General features: G+C 70.8%; 21 protein-coding genes. 13 read left to right on the top strand and 8 right to left on the bottom strand.

What is annotated here, in order from left to right; genetic code table 11:
* Nucleotides 1-256: 256 nt before the first annotated feature.
* From DWB77_RS38740 to DWB77_RS04075, 4 genes are all read left to right on the top strand, one after another.
* Nucleotides 257-844 (top strand): hypothetical protein, encoded by a 588-nt coding sequence (locus tag DWB77_RS38740; RefSeq protein WP_246033396.1) that lies wholly within the window; start codon nt 257-259, stop codon nt 842-844.
* A gap of 159 nt (nt 845-1,003) precedes the next feature.
* The gene (locus DWB77_RS04065) at nt 1,004-1,672 is read left to right on the top strand and encodes a DUF4097 family beta strand repeat-containing protein (RefSeq protein ID WP_120719920.1); all 669 of its coding nucleotides are present in this window, start codon (nt 1,004-1,006) and stop codon (nt 1,670-1,672) included.
* Nucleotides 1,673-1,894: 222 nt separating this feature from the next.
* Nucleotides 1,895-2,836, top strand: coding sequence for a RimK family alpha-L-glutamate ligase (locus tag DWB77_RS04070; protein ID WP_162952414.1), 942 nt, complete (start codon nt 1,895-1,897; stop codon nt 2,834-2,836).
* Nucleotides 2,833-4,155 (top strand): MFS transporter, encoded by a 1,323-nt coding sequence (locus tag DWB77_RS04075; RefSeq protein WP_162952415.1) that lies wholly within the window; start codon nt 2,833-2,835, stop codon nt 4,153-4,155. The genes DWB77_RS04070 and DWB77_RS04075 overlap by 4 nt, the downstream gene beginning before the upstream one ends.
* A 35-nt stretch (nt 4,156-4,190) precedes the next feature.
* Here the strand turns inward: DWB77_RS04075 and DWB77_RS04080 are convergent, their stop codons facing one another.
* The 5 genes from DWB77_RS04080 to DWB77_RS04100 all read right to left on the bottom strand — a co-directional run bounded on the left by DWB77_RS04080 (nt 4,191) and on the right by DWB77_RS04100 (nt 8,832).
* Nucleotides 4,191-4,784: a hypothetical protein gene (locus tag DWB77_RS04080; RefSeq protein ID WP_120719923.1), complete on the bottom strand. Its 594-nt coding sequence runs from the start codon at nt 4,782-4,784 to the stop codon at nt 4,191-4,193.
* A 147-nt stretch (nt 4,785-4,931) separates the two neighbouring features.
* A complete protein-coding gene (locus DWB77_RS04085) occupies nt 4,932-5,489 on the bottom strand; it encodes a hypothetical protein (RefSeq protein WP_120719924.1) in 558 nt (185 codons plus the stop codon).
* 472 nt (nt 5,490-5,961) lie between these two features.
* Complete coding sequence (locus DWB77_RS04090) at nt 5,962-6,540, bottom strand: GNAT family N-acetyltransferase (protein WP_120719925.1); 579 nt, start codon at nt 6,538-6,540, stop codon at nt 5,962-5,964.
* A 76-nt stretch (nt 6,541-6,616) separates the two neighbouring features.
* The gene (locus DWB77_RS04095) at nt 6,617-8,104 is read right to left on the bottom strand and encodes a sensor histidine kinase (protein WP_120719926.1); all 1,488 of its coding nucleotides are present in this window, start codon (nt 8,102-8,104) and stop codon (nt 6,617-6,619) included.
* Nucleotides 8,101-8,832, bottom strand: coding sequence for a response regulator transcription factor (locus DWB77_RS04100; RefSeq protein WP_120719927.1), 732 nt, complete (start codon nt 8,830-8,832; stop codon nt 8,101-8,103). Before DWB77_RS04100 ends, DWB77_RS04095 begins: the two co-directional genes overlap by 4 nt.
* A 180-nt stretch (nt 8,833-9,012) precedes the next feature.
* Here DWB77_RS04100 and DWB77_RS04105 point away from each other — a divergent pair, with 180 nt between their 5' ends.
* From DWB77_RS04105 to DWB77_RS04130, 6 genes are all read left to right on the top strand, one after another.
* Nucleotides 9,013-10,392 (top strand): ferredoxin reductase family protein, encoded by a 1,380-nt coding sequence (locus tag DWB77_RS04105; RefSeq protein WP_428985098.1) that lies wholly within the window; start codon nt 9,013-9,015, stop codon nt 10,390-10,392.
* 29 nt (nt 10,393-10,421) lie between these two features.
* Nucleotides 10,422-10,844 carry an FMN-binding protein gene (locus tag DWB77_RS04110; protein ID WP_120719929.1) on the top strand — a complete coding sequence of 141 codons (423 nt, stop codon included), beginning with the start codon at nt 10,422-10,424 and terminating at the stop codon, nt 10,842-10,844.
* Between the two features lie 70 nt (nt 10,845-10,914).
* Nucleotides 10,915-11,655, top strand: a complete 741-nt coding sequence (locus DWB77_RS04115) for an FAD:protein FMN transferase (protein ID WP_120727335.1) — start codon at nt 10,915-10,917, stop codon at nt 11,653-11,655.
* Nucleotides 11,656-11,810: 155 nt separating this feature from the next.
* Nucleotides 11,811-11,972, top strand: a complete 162-nt coding sequence (locus DWB77_RS04120; protein WP_120719930.1) for a hydrophobic protein — start codon at nt 11,811-11,813, stop codon at nt 11,970-11,972.
* Between the two features lie 433 nt (nt 11,973-12,405).
* Nucleotides 12,406-12,837: an Hsp20/alpha crystallin family protein gene (locus tag DWB77_RS04125; protein WP_120719931.1), complete on the top strand. Its 432-nt coding sequence runs from the start codon at nt 12,406-12,408 to the stop codon at nt 12,835-12,837.
* 141 nt (nt 12,838-12,978) lie between these two features.
* A complete protein-coding gene (locus DWB77_RS04130) occupies nt 12,979-13,374 on the top strand; it encodes a DUF2267 domain-containing protein (protein WP_120719932.1) in 396 nt (131 codons plus the stop codon).
* Between the two features lie 26 nt (nt 13,375-13,400).
* Here DWB77_RS04130 and DWB77_RS04135 read toward each other — a convergent pair whose 3' ends face one another.
* Entirely contained in the window at nt 13,401-14,609 is a 1,209-nt protein-coding gene (locus DWB77_RS04135) for a PP2C family protein-serine/threonine phosphatase (RefSeq protein ID WP_120719933.1), read from the bottom strand.
* A gap of 252 nt (nt 14,610-14,861) precedes the next feature.
* Here DWB77_RS04135 and chrA point away from each other — a divergent pair, with 252 nt between their 5' ends.
* Entirely contained in the window at nt 14,862-16,091 is a 1,230-nt protein-coding gene (gene chrA, locus DWB77_RS04140; RefSeq protein ID WP_120719934.1) for a chromate efflux transporter, read from the top strand.
* A gap of 314 nt (nt 16,092-16,405) precedes the next feature.
* Here the strand turns inward: chrA and DWB77_RS04145 are convergent, their stop codons facing one another.
* Entirely contained in the window at nt 16,406-16,948 is a 543-nt protein-coding gene (locus DWB77_RS04145) for a hypothetical protein (protein ID WP_162952416.1), read from the bottom strand.
* Between the two features lie 230 nt (nt 16,949-17,178).
* On the opposite strand from DWB77_RS04145, the gene DWB77_RS37605 reads away from it, so the two are divergent.
* Nucleotides 17,179-17,355 (top strand): hypothetical protein, encoded by a 177-nt coding sequence (locus DWB77_RS37605; protein ID WP_162952417.1) that lies wholly within the window; start codon nt 17,179-17,181, stop codon nt 17,353-17,355.
* Between the two features lie 160 nt (nt 17,356-17,515).
* Here DWB77_RS37605 and DWB77_RS04150 read toward each other — a convergent pair whose 3' ends face one another.
* A complete protein-coding gene (locus tag DWB77_RS04150) occupies nt 17,516-17,887 on the bottom strand; it encodes a winged helix-turn-helix transcriptional regulator (RefSeq protein WP_120719936.1) in 372 nt (123 codons plus the stop codon).
* Nucleotides 17,888-17,980: 93 nt separating this feature from the next.
* Here DWB77_RS04150 and DWB77_RS04155 point away from each other — a divergent pair, with 93 nt between their 5' ends.
* Nucleotides 17,981-18,820, top strand: a complete 840-nt coding sequence (locus DWB77_RS04155) for an SDR family oxidoreductase (RefSeq protein ID WP_120719937.1) — start codon at nt 17,981-17,983, stop codon at nt 18,818-18,820.
* The last annotated feature ends 30 nt before the right edge of the window (nt 18,821-18,850 follow it).

Raw genomic sequence — 18,850 nt, forward strand, 5'->3', positions numbered from 1 at the left:
GGCCGAGGCACCCGTACCGGCTCAGGGGCGGAGTGCGTGCCCTGGGTCGGGGCACGGGCCTCTCGACGAACTGCCGCTGCCCACCGTCGCGATGGGCGCTGAACTCCCGCCGGGCATCGGTCCGGTCACCGGGGAGCTCGCCCGGATGGGGCGGCGACGAAGCTGACCAGGGGCTGTCAGCGGCTTGGGCGAAGATGAGTAGCGGCACTCATGCCGACCCGCCGCGCCGTGGGGAAGGATCCGGAGGATGACGACCATGGGTAACACGCGAACCACGCTCATAACGCTGCCCTTGCTGGTGGCCGTCGCGTTGGCGGTGGCCGGATGCGGTACGCAACGGGCGGGGGACGCCGCCGGCTCGCCCGGGCCTTCGCATCCCACGCCGTCCGGCGTGACGACGCCCAAGACGCCGACGGACTTCCCCTGCCCCGGGGAGAGCCCGAAGTCGAAGGCGCCCGCGCCTGCCGCCTCTCCCAGCTCGACGGTGCCGCCGACCGACCATTACGCCGAGAACCACGGCTTCAGAGTGGCCATCCCGCTCCACGGCCAGAGCCGCTGCGACGGGCTCAGCGCCGCCGGACGCGCCCGGGCCGCACTCGAACCGCTGCGCCGCCACGGCGACTTCACCCCCGAGAGCGCCCGTGACGCGCTCACGCGCCTCGGCTACGCCTCCGGTCGTGTCCAGACGCACGAGGCCGGACCCAGCGCGGTGGGCTTCCTCATCGACATCGGTGCCTCCCCCTGGTGTGTGGAGGGCACCATGACCAGCGCCTCGACCACGGCGGAGGCCTTCGCCGGCTACCCCGACGGCACCGGCTGCGAACCGCCGAGGGGCGGCCACTGATCTGGGTGTGCCCAAGGACTGGTGAGCGGGGCCGGCCGCTGAAGCGCGTTGAAACCCGGTTGATGCCCCGCTGAAACCCACCCCGCGCATTCTCTGTCCACCAACGCGGCGACGACCAGCCGCACAAGAGGCAGAGACCACCAGTCGCGGGAGCACACCATGCAGAAGTTCGACACCACCGCCCCGATCACCACCGTCCTCACCATCCCCGCCGGACGCGTTCGGATCGTCGCCGCCGACGAAGCGGCCATCACGGTCGACGTCCAGCCCATGGACGCCGCCAAGAGCCGCGATGTGCGGGCCGCGAAGCAGACCACGGTCGTCCACGGCGACGGCGTCCTGCGGATCGAGACCCCGATGAAGAACCAGTACTTCGGCTCCTCCGGCTCCCTCGATGTGACGGTTCAGCTGCCCGCGGGATCCCGTATCGAGGCGAAGTCGGGCGCCGCCGAGTTCCACGCCATCGGGCCCCTCGGCGACGTCACCTTCGACGGCGCGCACGGCACGGTCGAAGTCGACGAGGTGGCGCGTCTGCGCCTGAACGTCCACGCCGGAGACGTCTCGGTCTGTCGACTGGCCGGGGACAGCGAGATCACCGTCGCCAAGGGCGACATCCGCATCGCCGAGGCCGTGCACGGCAACGTCACCCTGCGCACGGAGGCCGGCACCATCTCGGTCGGCGCCGCCCGCGGGGCCTCCGCCACCCTGAACGCCGGCACCACCTACGGCCGGGTCGACAACGCCCTCAGCAACACCGTGGGCGCAGCCGCCGAGTTGCACGTCCACGCGACCACCTCTTACGGCGACATCATCGCCCGGAGCCTGTGAACGAGGGTGGCACCCCCGCTGCCCGCCCATCGCGGCGCGGGACACGGTCACGGAAACACGGCCACATTTGGGCGAATTGGCAGGTTTTCCGATTACCGGATGGCACTGTGGTCCACCTGTCGACGACAGATGTCCGGCGGCCTGTTGCGGGTGCCGCGCGACGCGGTACCCCCAAGGGCCACCCGGACAAGGCGGGTCAACGATGTCTTGAGGAGCGCCTTGATGACCGTAACCGAAGCCCTTGCCAAGGACTTTCCCGAGTGTCGAGCCGCCGCCCCTTCCTGGCTGCTCCTGGGGGGCGGGCTCGATCAGGACCGGATCACCGCCGAACTCGTGGACGGCTTCGAGCGTGTTCTGGGCGACCGCAGTGCGGTGGTCCATACCAGTGAGCTCGTACTGGGCGTATCCGACGGACGTCTGACACTGCATGACCTGCGGGGAACGCCACTGGCTGCTCCGGAACTCGCCTATGCGCGCCTGTCCACTCCCCGGCTCTCCACCGACCGCGAGATCACTTTGCTGCGGCACCTGGAGGCCATGGGCACGGTCCTGCTCAACCCGATCGATGCCGTGCTCGCCTGCGTCAACAAGTTCTGGCATCTACAACAGCTCGCGGTCGCCGGACTCCCGGTCCCCGACACCCGCAGCTACGTCGACGCGTCCATGACGGACGTACTGCGGGCGGGGGTGCCGGAGCCCTGTGTCGTGAAGTCCGTACGAGGCCATCGTGGAAGTCGCGTCTTTCTGGCCCGCGACACGGCGATGCTGCATGACATCCAGGGAAGCCTCAACAATGACGCGCCCTACCTGTTCCAGGAGTACGTGCGCTATTCCCATGGGCGGGACCTGCGGGTCGTCGTCGTCGACGGTCGGGCCGTCGCGGCACAGGTCCGGGTGGCGTCCGACGGCGGGCTCAAGTCGAACCTCGCCCTGGGCGGAACCTCCACGCCCTGCACCGGACTGCACCCGGCCGGGGAGGCACTGGCCGTCGCGGCGGCAAAGGTACTGGGGCTCGGAGTCGCCGGGGTGGACCTGCTCTTCGAGCCGGACGGCAGCTTCACGATCTGCGAGGTGAACGCCAACGTCGGATGGCGCGAACACCTGCACCAGATCGTGCCGGCCATCGCCGAAGCCTGCGATGCGCGGCTGCGCGCCGGCGCGTGACCCCCACCGTCGAGAGCCCCGGCCGACGCGCCCCGGCGGACGGCGGCACCAACCGGCGGATGCTCAAATCGCTGCGGCACCGCGAGTTCAGGCTGCTCACCGTCGGCCAACTCGCCTCCCACACCGGGACGTGGATACAGAAGGTGGCGCAGGCATGGCTGGTGCTCGACCTGTCCCACGGTGACGGCACGGCACTCGGCATCACCACGGCGCTCCAGTTCCTGCCGCTGCTGCTCTTCGGTCCTTGGGGCGGGGTCCTCGCGGACCGGTGTTCGCTGCGGCGGATCCTGCTCATCACGCAGTCGTTGTTGTGTCTGATCTCCCTGCTGCCGGGAATTCTGACCCTCACCCGCTCGGTGAGTCTGGCCGCCGTCTACTCCCTGGCGCTGGCGATGGGGCTGACACTGGTCGCCGAGAAGCCCGCGCTGCAATCGTTCATCGCCCAGACCGTGCCGACCGCCGACCTTCCCAACGCGCTGGCCCTGGACACCGCGGTCTTCAATCTCGCCCGGATCGCAGGCCCCGCCCTGACCGGCCCGGTGATCGGGCTCTTCGGCGTCGCGCCCGCGTTCTTCCTCAACTCCCTTTCCTACCTGGTCGTGGTCGCCGCCCTCCTCAGGATGCGCCCGAGGCAGCAGGATCCCGCCCCGACCTCCGTCGCCACCCGGCGCCCCAAGGGCCAGGTACGCGAGTTGCTGCGCTATGTGCGGGGGCGGGCCGACCTGGGGGCACCTCTTGTTCTGGTGGGGGTGGTGGCCGGGTTCGGAATGAACTTCCAGATCACCACCGCCCTGATGGCGAGCGACGTCTTCCACACGTCGCCCGCCGCTTTCGGCCTCGGATCCACCGCGTTCGCGGTCGGCGCGGTCACCGGCTCCGTACTGGCGGCGCGCCGGGGCACGTGCGCTCCGGGTTACCTCGTGAGCACCGCGCTCGGCTTCGGTGTCCTGGAGCTCATCACGAGCACGATGCCCAGCCACGCGGCCTTTCTGGTCATGCTGGTGCCCACCGGCGTCGTACTGATCCTGTTCATGACGGCCGCGAAGTCCGCGCTTCAGCTCGGCACACACGACGCCATACGCGGCCGCATCATGAGCCTGTACACCCTCGCCTCACTCGGCACCACACCGCTCACGGCCCCGCTGATCGGCTGGATCTCCACCGCCGTGCACCCGCGTGCCGGGCTGGCGGTCGGCGGTCTGGCCTCGGCCGTCGCCGCGATGTCCATCGGCCTCCAAGGCCGGCGGCCCACCCGACCGTGGGCCGCCTTGTTCCTCCGGCCGGCCCGCAGCGCACTCCGGGCCGTCGGAAAGACCTGAAGCGTGAAGGGCCGGGCCTGCGCCCGGAGCGGCGCTCAGGTGCTGAGCAGCCGGTTGAAGAACGAGCGGTACTGCTGGAGTGCGAGGCGAAGATCCTCGGTGGGGACCTTCTCGCCCCGGTGCCATTGGCCTTCGAGATCCCGCTTGTGGGACGAGAACGTCGTGGCCAGGGCCTGCATGGTCTCGGCGACCAATTGGTCGGCCGCGTTGACGGAATCCTTCGGGTCGTCGACGAATCGGCTCTGGATCTGCTGCCACCTGGCCCGGAACTCTTCTTGCTCCGCGCCCAGCAACGGTTCGTTGTCGCCGGCCGTGTGCGTGCCGCCGGGGTCGTCGCCCGCTTCCATGCCGCCGGAGTCGTCAGCCGCTTCCCTGTCCCCGTACTCGTCGGCCACTCCCCTGCCGCCCGGGTCGTAAGCCGCTTCGCTTGCGCCGGGCTCGTCGGCCGGTTCCTGCCGGGCACCGTCCTCTCGTTCTTCCGCGCCGCTGGTGGCCTCGCCGGGGTAGGCCGGTGGGGTGTCGGCGAATTCCGACGGTTCGCTGTCGATGTCCTGTCGCCCGCCACCGGCCAGGTCCTCCGTCGACAGAGGGCCGCCGTCATCGGGTCGAGGTGTCTCGGCGTTGCGCATCTCTCCACATCCATCCGTATGTCTGTCGGTCCCGCAGCGGGCCGCCATGTACTCGGCCAGGCGTCACGGTCGGTGTCCACCGCCGCCCCCCGCTGTCCACCGCATGTCCCCCGCCGCACACACATGCCGCTGCCGTCGTCGGCGAGCTCATGCCGCGCTTCTGCCCGGCTGGTCGCCGTTGTGGAGCAGCTCCTCGAAGAGCGCGCGATAGTGCACCATCGCGCCGCGGAGCTCCTCCGTGGTCGCTTGATGACTGCTGCTGCGCTCGTTGACGTCGTGGGCGGCCCGGTAGTGCTCCAGCGTCCGGCCGTGCTCGACCGACAGGTCCTTGAGCTGCTGCTCGTACCCTTCGGTCGGGTAGCCCCGCTCGCTCATGAGGGTCGTGACGAGCCGGTCCGCGTCATGGACGGCGTCGTCCGGCCGGTCGACGAACTGTTCCTGCACACGGGCCCAGTCAAGGGAGTAGCGGTCGCGGACGGCGGCGGGCAGGGGCCTGATGTCCAGTGCGTCGTGCCGCTCCTGGCGCTCGCGCAGCTCGTGCTCGCCGGCCCGACGGCTGTCCTGCGCCTCTACGGTGCGCTCGTACTCGGGGCCGAACCGCTCCTGCAATCTGCGGCGGCGCATCATCGCCCCGCGCGCTGCCACCGCGCATGCGATGAGCACCACCGCGACGGCGACAATGATGATGATGACGGTGAGGGACATCGAGTCCTCCGCTCATTGGTCGGCCGGCGCATCGCGGCCCCGCGAGCCCGGCCGAGGCCTCGCTAAGGCAAGCGGCCGCCCCTCACACGAGGGGTGGACGCACACCGGCGCCGACGGATGTCGTATGGCGGACCTTGTTCTCCATCACTGGCTCCGTCGTCCGCCGACAGCGTGCCCAGCGGGAGGGAAACCGCCCCCGCCGCCGCCCAGCAGGATCATCCCTGAAATGGGCGAGGGTGGGCTCGGTGGGGAGAGCCGTGGCCGCGCCCGGCTCCCATGGCGATACGGCGATACGGCAGTCACGTCCGCCTCATGCGGATGTCCTGCCTCCGTTTCCATCGTGCTCCTTGCGGCTCCCTACGACAAGGAGCACGAGCGAGGTCGACGGCGACGGGACAGCTCAGGTGTGAGCCGACCGCCTGGCTCTGAGCTCACCTCCCGGGGGAGTTCCGTCCCCTCCGCACATGCCGCTTCACGAGGACGGAGCGGCTCGCCCCGTGAGCCTCGACCCGCGAGAGCGAACGGGGGCGAGCACGCCGAACCACTGCTCGGCGCCATACGCCTCGAATCGCTCCACCTCGGTGAACCCGAGTCTCGCCGCGAGGCGCATCGAGCGGATGTTGGCGGTCTGGGTGTAGAGCACCACCGGCTCGGCGGGAAGCGCACGGGCGAACCAGTCGAGTGCCGCGGCGCATGCTTCTCCGGCGTAACCGCGTCCCCATGTCGCCGGTAGGAACAGATAGCCGAGCTCGGTCTCCCCTGCTTCCAGACGGTGCTTGGGACGCTCGCGGTCCTGCGGGTCGAGCTGGATCGTGCCGATGGCCGATCCGTCGCGCTCGACCACGAAGAAGCCGGGGCGCCTCCCCGGCACCTCGGGCACCGTGCGGTCGAGTTCGGCGCGTGGTCGAGGGCCACCGAGGTAAGTGCCCACCTCCGGCGAGGAGTTGAGCTCGATGACCGCCGCACGGTCCCGGGCCTCGGACGCGCGAAGTATCAGGCGTTCTGTCGCGATCGGGGCAGGTGGCCAGGGGAGTGCTCTGGAGTGCGTCATGCCCGCCAACCTAGTGAGCGGCCGCATCAGCGATCAACGCGCGCCCGGGGCGGCCCCCCGTCACACTCACTCCGGCTCACTCCGGCAGGGTGACGTGGAACGACGTGCGGCCGGGGCCGCTGGTGACCTCGACGTCTCCTCCGTGGGCCTGCACCACCGCCAGGACGATGGCGAGGCCAAGCCCGGTCCCGCCCGCCGCCCGCGAGCGGTGGTGATCGGCGCGGGTGAAGCGCTGGAATACCTCGGGCACGAGATCCTCGGGGATGCCGGGGCCGGAGTCGGTCACGCTCAACTCCCTTGTCCCGCAGGGCATTTCATCAATGCTGAGGGTGACTTCGGTGCCGGACGGGGTGTGGGTACGGGCGTTGGCGAGCAGGTTCGCGATGACCTGGTGGAGGCGGTGTTCGTCGCCGGTCACCACGACGGGTTCCTCCGGCAGGTCGAGGAGCCACCGGTGGCCGGGAGCCGCGGCCTGGGCGTCGCTGATCGCGTCTAGCGCCAGCCGGGTCAGGTCGACCGGTTCACGGGCGAGGGGTCGGCCCGCGTCCAGCCGGGCGAGCAGCAGCAGGTCGTCGACCAGGCCCGTCATCCGCCGGGTCTCGGACTGGATCCGCTCCAGTGAGTGGCGCACCTCCGCAGGCACGGGTCCGCCGTGGCGCAGGGCCAGTTCGGCGTGGGCGCGCACCGTGGCGACCGGCGTGCGCAGTTCATGACTGGCGTCGGCGGCGAAGTGCCGTAGCCTCTCCTCCCCTTCCTGCCGCCGGGCGAGGGCGTCCCCGACGTGGTGCAGCATGTGGTTCAGCGCGGCGCCCACTTGACCGACCTCGGTACGCGGATCCGTGTCGGGGACGGGGCCCGGCATCGCGATCTCCCCGCTGGCCAGCGGGAGTTGAGTCACCTCGGTCGCCGTGGCCGCCACCCGTTGCAGCGGACGCAGCGAGAGACGGACCCACAGAGCCCCGGCGATTCCGGTGGCCGCGAGGGTCGCGCCGAACACGATCGCCTCGACCAACTCCAGCCGGTGCAGGGTCTCTTCGACCGGCTCAAGAGGCAGTCCCGTGATCAGTACGTCGCCGTCGTCACCCGCGACGGCCACGACCCGGTACCGGCGCAACGTGGAAAGGCGGATGTCGTGGCCCCGCCCATCCACCGGCACCGCGGCCAGGGCCGTGCGGTCGCGGGCGGTGAGGGGGACGGCGGCGTCGGCCTGGGCGTGGACCACTGCCGCCTGCGTCGTCTCGCCGTGCAGCAGCCGGGCGCCGAACGTGCCGTTCGCCTGGCCGCGGGTGTCGGGCCGGTTGTCGGCGTCGGGCTTCTCGTCGTGTTCGAGGCTGGCCGCGAACCGGCCGCCGGAAGCGCCGAGTTGCTGGTCCAGGCGGTTGACGAGGAACCCTTGGAGCGCCAGCACGGTGCTCACACCGACCGCGAGACACGCCAGGGCCAGCAGGAGGACGAGACCGGCGGTGAGGCGGGTGCGCAAGGTGCGGGGCAGGCCGAGCCTCTTGACGGCGGGGCCGGCTTTCAGGCGGGTGCGCAGCGCACGGAACAAGCCCGACCGCCTCATGACGGGTCGGGCTTGAGGACGTAGCCGGCGCCGCGCACCGTGTGGATCAGCGGCGCGCGGTCCGCGTCGATCTTCTTGCGCAGATAGCTGATGTACAGCTCGACGATGTGCGCCCGGCCACCGAAGTCGTACGACCAGACCCGGTCCAGGATCTGGTCCTTGGACAGCACCCGGCGCGGATTGCGCATGAGGAAACGCAGAAGCTCGAACTCGGTCCGCGACAGATCCACGAGGTGGCCGGCCCGGCTGACCTCCATCGCGTCCTCGTCCATCACCAGATCTCCGACGACCAGCCGGTTCCCGCCCGGCTCGCGTGCCATGCCCGCCCGGCGCAGCAGACCGCGCAGCCGGGCCAGTACCTCCTCCAGGCTGAAGGGCTTGGTGACGTAGTCGTCGCCGCCCGCGGTGATGCCGGCGATGCGGTCCTCGACGGAGTCGCGGGCGGTGAGGAACAGGACGCAGACGTGCGGCAGGTCGGCCCGCATCCGGCGCAGGACGGCGAGCCCGTCCAGGTCGGGCAGCATCCAGTCCAGGATCACGGCGTCGGGCTGGAACGCGGACGCCATGTCGAGTGCGCTCGTACCGTCGTCGGCCGAGCGCACGTCCCAGCCCTCGGAGCGCAGGGCGCCGGACAGCACCTCGGTCAGATCGGGCTCGTCGTCGACGACGAGGATCCGGACGGGGCTGCCGTCGGGCCTGCGGAGCGCGGCAGGTGGGGGGTTCTCCATGATGGATCCAGCATCCCCCGGACCAGTCGCTCAGGAGGTTCGGCGGAGCTCTGAGTTTCCTCTGAATCGCCTGTGGATCCGCCCCCCGCCCCCCTCTTTCATAGGGAACTCAGAGGTACGGGTGTGAGGCTGTCCCCCGTCCGCCCCCACATGGTGGCGGCGCACGTATGAACCCACCACATGGAGAGGGACCACATGGCCGCCGGCACCTACGACAGCCGTTCCGTGACGCGCGTCCCCCACACCGCCCCCCGGCGCACCGCCTGGATACCCGTCGCAGCCCAGATCCTCATAGGGAGCGGAGCCGTCGGGGTGATCGGCCTGTGGTGGAGCGACACCACTTCGGTCGTCGGTATGGAGGGCTGGCTGACCGACGGCGGCCGGATCACCGGCCTCCTGGCCGGGTACGCGTGCGCGGTGCTGCTCGCCCTCATGGCGCGCATCCCCGTACTCGACCGGAGTGTGGGCAGCGACCGGCTGGCTCGCTGGCACGCCATGGGCGGCCGCTACACCCTCTCACTCGCCCTCGCCCACACTCTGCTGATCATCTGGGGCTACGCCCTCACCTCGCATGCGAACGTGGTGGACCAGACCACCACCCTCGTACTCCACTACCCGGACCTACTGAAGGGCACCGCCGGATTCCTGCTCCTAATGGGAACCGCCCTCGTCTCCGCGCGCGCCGCCCGGCGCAGGCTCCGCTACGAGACCTGGCACTACCTCCATTTCGCCACGTATGTGGCGGTCTTCCTGGTCTTCGGGCACCAGCTCTCCAACGGCGCCGATTTCGTCGGCAACCGTTCCGCGCAGCTCGCCTGGTACGCCATGTACCTCGGTGTGGCCGCGCTGCTCGTGTGGTTCCGGTTCGTCGTGCCCCTCCGGCGCGGACTGCGCCACCGTCTTCGGGTGGCCGAGGTCCGCGGCGAATCGCCCGGTGTCGTGTCCGTGTACGTCACGGGCGAGCACCTGGATGAACTCGGCGCCGAATCAGGGCAGTTCTTCCGCTGGCGCTTCCTGACTCCCGGCCTGTGGTGGGCGGCCAACCCGTACTCGCTCTCCGCCCCCGCCCACCCCCGCTTCCTGCGCATCACCGTGAAGGCCGTCGGCGCGCACAGCGCCGCCCTGGCCGGACTGACTCCCGGCACCCGTGTGTGGGCGGAAGGCCCCTACGGCGGCTTCACCGCGGCACGCCGCACCACGACCAAGACCCTGCTCCTGGGGGGCGGCGTCGGCATCACCCCGCTGCGTGCCCTGCTGGAGACCCTGCCCGGCGACATCACCCTCCTTTACCGGGCCCGCCGCCCCGAGGACCTGGCGCTGCGCGGCGAACTCGACACCATCGCGGCGGCCCGTGGCGCCCGGATCCTCTACTCGGTCGACGAACCGGCCGCGCACCACATGCCGCTGACGGCCGCGGCGCTGCTCCGGTACGTGCCCGACCTGCGGGAGCGGGACGTGTACCTGTGCGGGCCGCCCGGCATGACCGACGCGGCGCGGGGAGCCCTGCGCGACGCGGGCGTACCCCGCCACCGCATTCACCACGAGTCCTTCGCGTTCTGAGCGCGACCCGAAGCCAGAGGAGACCCGCCGTGCGCCGAGTCGCCGTCACCACACTGTCGACCGCCGCAGGTGTGGTCCTGCTGCTCTCCCTCAAACCCCACCAGAGCCACCCACCCGCCGTCTCCGCGCCCAGGCCCGCCGCCTCCTCGCCCGGTCAGGCGGCCGCCGGGGCGCGTACGGGCGACTTCACCGGTGATGTCATCGACACACGTTTTGGGCCGGTGCAGGTGTCGGTGACCCTCGACAAGGGGCGTCTCACCGCCGTCCACGTCCTCCAGGTCCCCTCCGAGAGCGGGCGAGACCAGGAGATCGCCGCACGGGCAGTGCCCCGCCTGACCGAGGAGGCGCTCGGCGCCCAGAACGCCGAGATCGACGCCGTGTCGGGCGCGAGCTACACCAGCGAGGGCTACATCCAGTCCTTGCAGAGCGCCTTGGACAGAGCCGGTGCGTGAACCGGTCGACGCGACTCGGCAGCCCCCTGCCGCGGGCCAGACCATGGGGCTGCGCCACACCGAACACGTCATGGGCACCGTCTTCTCCTTCGACATACGCGACAAGCCCACCCCCGCCATCCACCGCGCCCTCGCCCGGGCCGTGCGCCACCTCCACAGGGTCGACGCCGTCTTCTCCACCTACCGGCCGGACAGCCCCATCAGCCGGCTCGGCCGCGGGGAGATCCGCCTGGACGACTGCCCGCCCGAAGTCCATGAGGTCCTCACCCTGTGCGCAGGAGCGGCCCGCGACAGCGACGGCTACTTCAGCGCGACCCCTTCCGGCACCCTCGACCCCTCCGGACTCGTCAAAGGCTGGGCCACCGAGGCCGCGTCCCAACTCCTCCATGAGGCCGGTGCCCGCCACACCTGCGTGAACGGCGGCGGCGACCTCCAACTCCGGGGCGGGGCAAGCGAGTCCACCCCGTGGCGCATCGGCATCACCGACCCCGTCCGTCCCGGGCGGCTCGCCACCGTGATCACCGCCCACGACGACCTGGCCATCGCCACCTCCGGCACGGCCGAGCGCGGCGCGCACATACTCGATCCGCACCGCGGCATCCCCGCCACCGCGTTCGCCTCCCTCACCGTCGTCGGCCCGCGCCTGACGATGACCGACACCTACGCCACGGCCGCCTTCGCCCGAGGCCACGGCGCGCGGGACTGGCTGGAGTCCCTGCCCGGCTACGAGGCCTTCGCCCTCCTGCCCGACGGCCGGCAATGGCGGACCTCGGGGTTCAGCCGCTATGAGCTCCCCGCGCGGTGCACATGAAACACCCATGGGCCTTGACCATATGGGGCCACACCGGTGAGTCCTCGCAATGTGGGGCCCCACCACATGCCCCGACAAGATTTTCGTAAACAGGCAGGTCGTAGCTGTGTGGGCAGGGCGCGGCGGGGCATTCGGTGCCTCGGAGGTTGATAACTATGGTTCCCCTGCTTCTCGTTCTTCTTCTGGCACTGATCCTCTTCGGCGCGGGCTTCGCGCTGAAGGCACTGTGGTGGATCGCCGTCATCGTGCTCGTCGTCTGGCTGGTCGGGTTCATCGCCCGCCCGAAGTCAGGCAATGCACGCTGGTATCGCTGGTAGACACCGGACACGTACACATGTGGGCTCCCCGCCGGAGCGGTATGGGCGGGGAGCCCACCTGTGTGCCGACCGCCCTTGAGCTTCAGCACGTCGTGAAGTCATCGGCGGCATGGGTATGCCTGTGCTGGCCGGCGCCGACCCCGCTGGGGGCGCGGGGAACTGCGCGAGAAGCAACCACGGCCCGCAGCCGAGGACGCGGCGTCCCGCCGCACCTTGCACGTCTGCCCCGCCACACGCACGCCCAACCCGCGCCCACCCCGCGCCCGACCCGTGTGCTCGCGCTGCCCGCGCATGGCCGGCCTCCGGCCCCCCTCTGGCCGAACGTCATCGTTTGGACGACAAAGGGGTTTGTCATCCATTAGATGACGTGCTACAACGGTCGCAGTGAAGCGCAGGAGCGGGTCCAACCCAAGCCCTCTGGAGGTGTTTCGCGATGCTGATGCGCACCGACCCCTTCCGTGAACTCGACCGTCTCGCCCAGCAGTTGGCCGGCACGGGCACCTGGACACGGCCCTCGGTAATGGCGATGGACGCCTACCGCGCGGGCGACGAGTACATCGTGGCTTTCGACCTCCCCGGTGTCAGCGCGGACGCGATCGACATCGACGTCGAGCGGAACATGCTGACCGTCAAGGCCGAACGCCGCCCCGTGACGAAGGCCGACGACGCCCAGATGGAGCTCACCGAACGGCCCCTGGGCGTGTTCTCCCGGCAGCTCGTGCTCGCCGACACGCTGGACACGGAGCGGATCAAGGCCGACTACGACGCGGGCGTCCTCACCCTACGCATCCCGATCGCCGAGCGTGCCAAGCCGCGCAAGATCTCCATCGACGCGCAGTCCGCCCGCAAGGAAATCTCCGGCTGAGCCCGGCGCCGGCGCCCCCAGGAGAGCGCCGGAGAACGCCGGGGCCACATGAGGGCTCGGGACGGACACCTGATCGCCACCCAGCCCGTCCCGCACCCTTCAGACCAAGAGAGTCTCGGGCCCAGAGAGGCGGTGGCCGCTATGACCCTGCGACGGGAGGCGTTCCTCGACCAGGTCAAGGAGCGCGGCGACTACAAGGACGTCCAGGAGGCGGACCGCGCGGCCCGTGTCGTGCTCGCCCTGCTCGGTGCCCACCTGGTCGGCGGTGTGCGTGCGGAGCTGGCGGCGCGTCTGCCGGAAGCCTTCTCCCTGATCCTCCTCAACCCGCTCCAGAGCGCCGAACCGCTCTCGCCCGAGCGCTTCGTACGGGCCACCGCCGCCTGGATCGAGGGGGCCACCGAAGCGACCGCCGCGTGGGACGTCAGCGCCGTGCTCAGCACGGCCGCGGACGCGGCGGGCGATGCGCTCATGCAGCAGATCCTGCTCCAACTGCCCGCCGGGTACGACCTCCTCTTCGGCCGACCCCAGCGGACCTAGCCATTCGGCGCCCGCCCCCAGCGGACCTAGCCATCCGTGCGCCCCCGGCGGGCCCAGCCATCCGTGCGCCCGCCGCTGCCGTGCCAGTCAAGGAGGACCACCGTGGCGTCGTCCTTGAGGTTGCCCCGGCAGGCCTCCAGTACCGCTGTCGTCAGGACACGCACGGCCTCCCGCGGGTGCGCGGACCGGGTGTCGCGGACCAGGGAGGCGAGATCGACGGCCGCGGCGCCGCGCTCCTGCATGCCGTCGGTGAGCAGCACCAGACGGTCGCCCGGGCGCAGTTGGAGCTCCTGGAGCCGGTACGAGGTGGGCGCCGCGACGCCGAACGGCAGGTTGACGGCGAGCTCGACCTCCTCGACCTCGGAAGCACCGGCCCTCATGCGCAGGGGCCAGGGGTGTCCCGCGTTGACCAGTTCACACACGCCCGTGTGGAGACGGACACAGAGGAGTTGTCCGGTGGCCAGGCCCTTCCCACTGGCCAGCAGCGCCTCATGGGCGCGCTGCGCCTGATGCAGGGCATCGCAGCCGGTCCGGCGGGATCCGCGCAACGCGGCTGTGACCAGCGTGGCCAGGAGGGCGGAGTCCGTGTCGTGCCCCATGGCATCGGTGATGGACAGGTGCAGCGTGTCCCGGTCGAGCGTGTAGTCGTACGTGTCGCCACCGATGTCGTCGGCCGGGACCAGCCCCGCGGCCAGAGTGAACTGCGGGGCTTCGCAGCAGGAGGCCGACGGGAGCAGCTGATGCTGGATCTCGGCGGCCAGACTGGTCCGGGTGGTGCGCCGGCCCACGTGATAGAGGTCGGTGAATCGACGGTCCGTCACGATGATGTACGCCAGCGCGTGCGCCGCCTCGCTGATCTGCCCCAGCACGGTGTCGTCGGCGTACTGCAAGGTCACCTCCAGCACACCGATGCAGTCGCCGCGGTTGGTCACGGGCGAGATCACGCGCCGTCCGCCCTGCCCGTCCGGTTCCACGTGCTGGCGCTGACGACGCAGGACGGTCTCGTAGACGCTTCCCTGCAAGTCGAGTTGCTCCGCCGCGTCCGCCCACTCCCCCTCGGCGGGCGCACGCAGGCGCAGCAGCCGTCGCCCCACGAGATCCACGAACAGGAAAGACACGCATTCCGCGCCGAAGCGCTTGCGCAGGTCGTGGGCGACGACTCCGACCGACTCCCCGGGCGGCGCGGACTCCGCAGCCGCCAGAAGCTCGCCGAGTTCCAGATCTCTACCACCCATGGCAACCTCCCATCACCTGTCGCCTCTCATTCCCCGGGATTCGCCCACCTCACCCGGTAAGTCCGTGACCCCCTGATCAGGTGCCCTTGTCGAACTGATGTCGACTGGCGTGGATCCCGTACGGAAGGGCTGTCCCGCCTCCCCCATCCCGCCCCTTGGCCATCGCGCGTTCACACACTGCCGCTACTCTCACCCGCTGCGGCCACGGCTCTACGGCTGTGGCTGTGGGACGGGCAGAGGGGGAAGCCTTAAATGGGTGACGGGCCGGAGCAGCAGGGACAGGAGCAGAGGCAGGAGCAACAGGAGCAGGAGCAGCACCGGCTGACGGTGAAGGTCGGGCTGGTCACGATCGCCCGCGAGTGGGGCAGGATCGGATGCGTCGGCTTCGGCGGCCCGCCCACTCACATTGCTCTGCTACGACAGCTGTGTGTCGAGCGGCGCGGCTGGATAGCCGCCGCCGAGTTCGAGGATGCCGTCGCCGTCACCAACCTGCTGCCCGGCCCGGCTTCGACGCAGTTGGCGATCTTCACGGCCCGGCGGTTGCGTGGCCCGGTCGGCGCCTTGGTGGGCGGGTTCTGCTTCATCGTCCCCGGCCTCGTCCTCATCCTCGTCCTGGCGGCGCTCTTCCTCGCCGGCAGCCCGCCGTTGTGGGTGCGCGGCGCCGCCGCCGGAGCCGGAGCGGCGGTGGCCGCGGTCGCCGTGCGGGCCGCCGTCGCGCTGGTCCCCGCCAGTTGGCAGCGCGCCGGTGTGGCCTCGGCCCGGGCCCGCTGGCTCGTCTACGTCTGCGGCGGGGCCGTGGCCGCACTCGCCGGGCCGTGGCTGGTGCTCGCACTGATCGCCGCGGGGTGCGTCGAGAGCGCCATCCGTACTCGTTCCGCGGCCGAGCCGGACGGCGCCACGGTGAGGGCCTGGCCACTGCCACTCGTCCTGGCCACCGGCCCGGCCGCCGCCGGGGGTCTGCTCGCGTTGGCCTGGGTCGCGTTCAAGGTCGGGGCCCTGTCCTACGGGGGCGGTTTCGTCATCATCCCGCTCATGCAGGCCGATGCCGTGGACCAGCATCACTGGATGACCGACGGCCAGTTCCTCAACGCGGTCGCCCTCGGCCAGATCACCCCGGGCCCTGTGGTCCAAACGGTCGCCGTCGTCGGCTATGCCGCCGGCGGGATCCCCGGTGGCCTAGTGGCCGCAGCCGTCGCGTTCGCCCCCTCGTTCCTGTTCGTGATCTTCGGCGGACCGCACTTCGACAAGATCCGCGCGAACGACCGGGTACAGGGCTTCTTCAGGGGCGCCGGCCCTGCGGTGATCGGCGCCATCGCGGGCTCGGCGATCCCACTGGCGCTCGCCCTCCAGCACGCCTGGCAGTTCGCGGTGCTGGGCGGGGCCGCGATGTGGCTCGTCGCCCCGCGACGCGGCGTAGTGAGCACCCTGCTCGTGGCGGCCGCGCTCGGCATGGTCGCCGCGGCGGCAGGGTGGCCGACCTGACCCGGTGAACCGACCCGGTGGACCCCCGGTGCTGGCGGTTCCGGCGGTTCCGGCGATCCCGGCGGCTCCGGCGGTCCGGCGGCTCCGGCGGTCCCGGTGTCGGCGGTTCCGGCGGTCCTGGCGGCTCCGGCGGCCCGGCGGCTCCGGCCGAGCCCCCGTACCCCCGTACCCCCGAGCCCCCGTACCCCCGAGCCCCCGAGCCCCCGAGCCCGCTCAGTCCGACTCCCGCCCCAGCGCCGGCTCCACGGGCGGCGGAAGCGGGCTGTACACCGCACGCCGGGCGTTGAAGTGCGCGAGGTGGAAAACTCGCCCCTTCACCCCCACCTCCAGCGGAGGGGGGTCGTTGACCGGGGGGCGGTGGACGAAACCGTACGTCTCGTAGTCCACATCCCTGAAGTGCACCGGCAGGGACCCCTGTTGGCGCGGTCGGCCCACTGCTGTGCCTGCTCACGCGAGGCCCACAGCGGGTGTTCGTCGACGTCGGGCCGCCGACTGTCGGCCCCCAGCACGGCACTGAGCAGCGACGGGGCGTAGATGCCCTTGACCCGGTAGTTCTCCAGGTGCCAGGTGCGGATGACGACCGAGACGTAATGCCACCGATTGTTGCGCCGGCGTCCCGTCACCCGCATCCTCTCGCCGCCGTCGCCCCAGAGCGGCGGCGTCAGCCAGACCAGCGCGCCGGGGCTGAAGTGGCGCAGCCCGGACCGGATCTCCAGACCGCCTACGCCATGGCTGGTCTCCCGGGCCACATTGGCCACCAGACACCAGGCCAGCGGGCCGTCGGCCGCCGTCGTTTCGACCGCCGTCGTTTCGGCCGCGCGACGCGGCTCTTCTTCGTCGTCCCCCGTGGTCACCATGGAGGCCATTGTGACCGTGGGCGACACCCGGAGCGAGTGATTTCGTGTGCGGTGGTGACGGCAGGGCCCCACGCCTGTGCACACGCACACCCCGGGCCGAACTCGTGGCCTTCGTGGCGGCGTGCGGGGGCCCGCTTCCGGGGCGACCGGACACGCACCGTGTTTGACATCCCGCTTTCCGGCTACAAGCTGTAGTGACAGGCCGTCATCAACCGACGGAAGGAAGCAACATGACGCTCGCTACGGTGTTCATCCTCGTCGCGGTTCTCGCTCTTGTGCTCCTGCTCGCGGTCGCGCCCTCGGCGCCCGCCAGGCGCAACCCGTCACCCCGCCCCGGCCGCCGCCCGGCTCACCGGCGCTTGTCCCACGTCCCGGGCCAGCGCACCATTCGCCGTCACGCCCGCTGATCGACAGCCGGTGGACGTTTACGAACCGGGCCTCGCCCACCGCTGATGGGTAGGCGTGAACCCGCGCGGCTCGGCCCCCGGCCATGTGGCCCGGGGGCCGGCGGGGTGCGACAGAAGCGGCAGGGATGGCAGCGGGCCGGGAGGCCGGGCCACGGTGGGTCTACACGGCGCTGCGCGCCGGTAGCCGCCGCGTTATCCGGTCGAACAAGTCCGTCAGTGGCTCGGCGACGTCCTGCCCGAACTCGCTGAGCCCATAGGTCACTTGGGGCGGAGTGGTCGGCTCGACCTCCCGCCAGACCAGGCCGTCCTGGACCAGCGCGCGCAGCGTCTGGGCGAGCATCTTCTCGCTGATGCCCTGGATGCTGTCGCGCAGCGCGTGAAACCGAAGGTCGTTGCTCCGCAAGGAGATCAGGACCCAGACACCCCACTTGCTGGTCACATGGTCGACCACGTCACGCGCGGGGCAGTCGGTGTGAAACACCTCATACTCCGCGCCCGACTCGGCCTGTGTGAGCTGCGCGCCTTCCCCCATGTCCGGAGCTTACCTCTGGGTATGTCCTTACGGAAAGTAAGGCCTGGCTCCTAGCGTCAACTCCCTTGTCGCACAACGAACCAGGAGCTGAACATGATCGTGGTGACCGGGGCCACCGGAAACGTGGGCCGACCTTTGACGCAGGCGCTGGCCGAGGCGGGCGAGCAGGTGACGGCGGTGTCGAGGCGCGCGGCGGGGATGCCGGACGGAGTCCGCCATGTGGCGGCCGATTTGGCCGAACCGGCCTCCCTCAAGCTCGTGTTGGACGGAGCGAAGGCGCTCTTCCTCCTGCTCTCCGGCGACTTCCACGCCGCCGACGCGCGGCCGGTCGACATCATCGACCTGGCCGCGTCCAGCGGGGTCCGCCGGGTCGTCCTGCTGTCTTCGCAGGGCGTGGCGACCAGGCCGCTCGGCCCTTCACGGGTCGCGATGCGCGCGGTGGAGGACGCGTTGCGAGGGTCCGGCCTGGACTGGGCGACCCTGCGCCCGGGCGGCTTCGCCTCCAACGCCCTGGCCTGGGCGGAGTCCGTCCGTACGCAAGGGACGGTCGCCGCGCCCTTCGGTGACGTCGGGGTACCGATCGTCGACCCGCAGGACATCGCCGAGGTCGCGGCCGCCTGCCTGCTGGACGACCGGCACAGCGGCGGGGTCTTCGAACTGACCGGGCCGCAGGTGATCACCCCGCGTCAGCAGACGGCGGCCATCGCCGCCGCGCTCGGCTCACCGGTACGGTTCCACGAACTCACCCGCGATGAGGCCAGGGCCACGATGACCCGGTTCGTCCCGGCGGAGCTCGCCGACGACACCCTGGACATCATCGCCGCCCCGAACCCCGCCGAACTGCGGATCAGCCCCGATGTGGAACGAGTGCTCGGCCGCACCCCCCACCCCTTCACCGACTGGGTCGCCCGCAACATCGCCGCTTTCGGCTAAGACACCGCGCGACCGAGCCATCCCGGGCAG

Source organism: Streptomyces hundungensis, assembly GCF_003627815.1.
Lineage (GTDB): Bacteria > Actinomycetota > Actinomycetes > Streptomycetales > Streptomycetaceae > Streptomyces > Streptomyces hundungensis_A.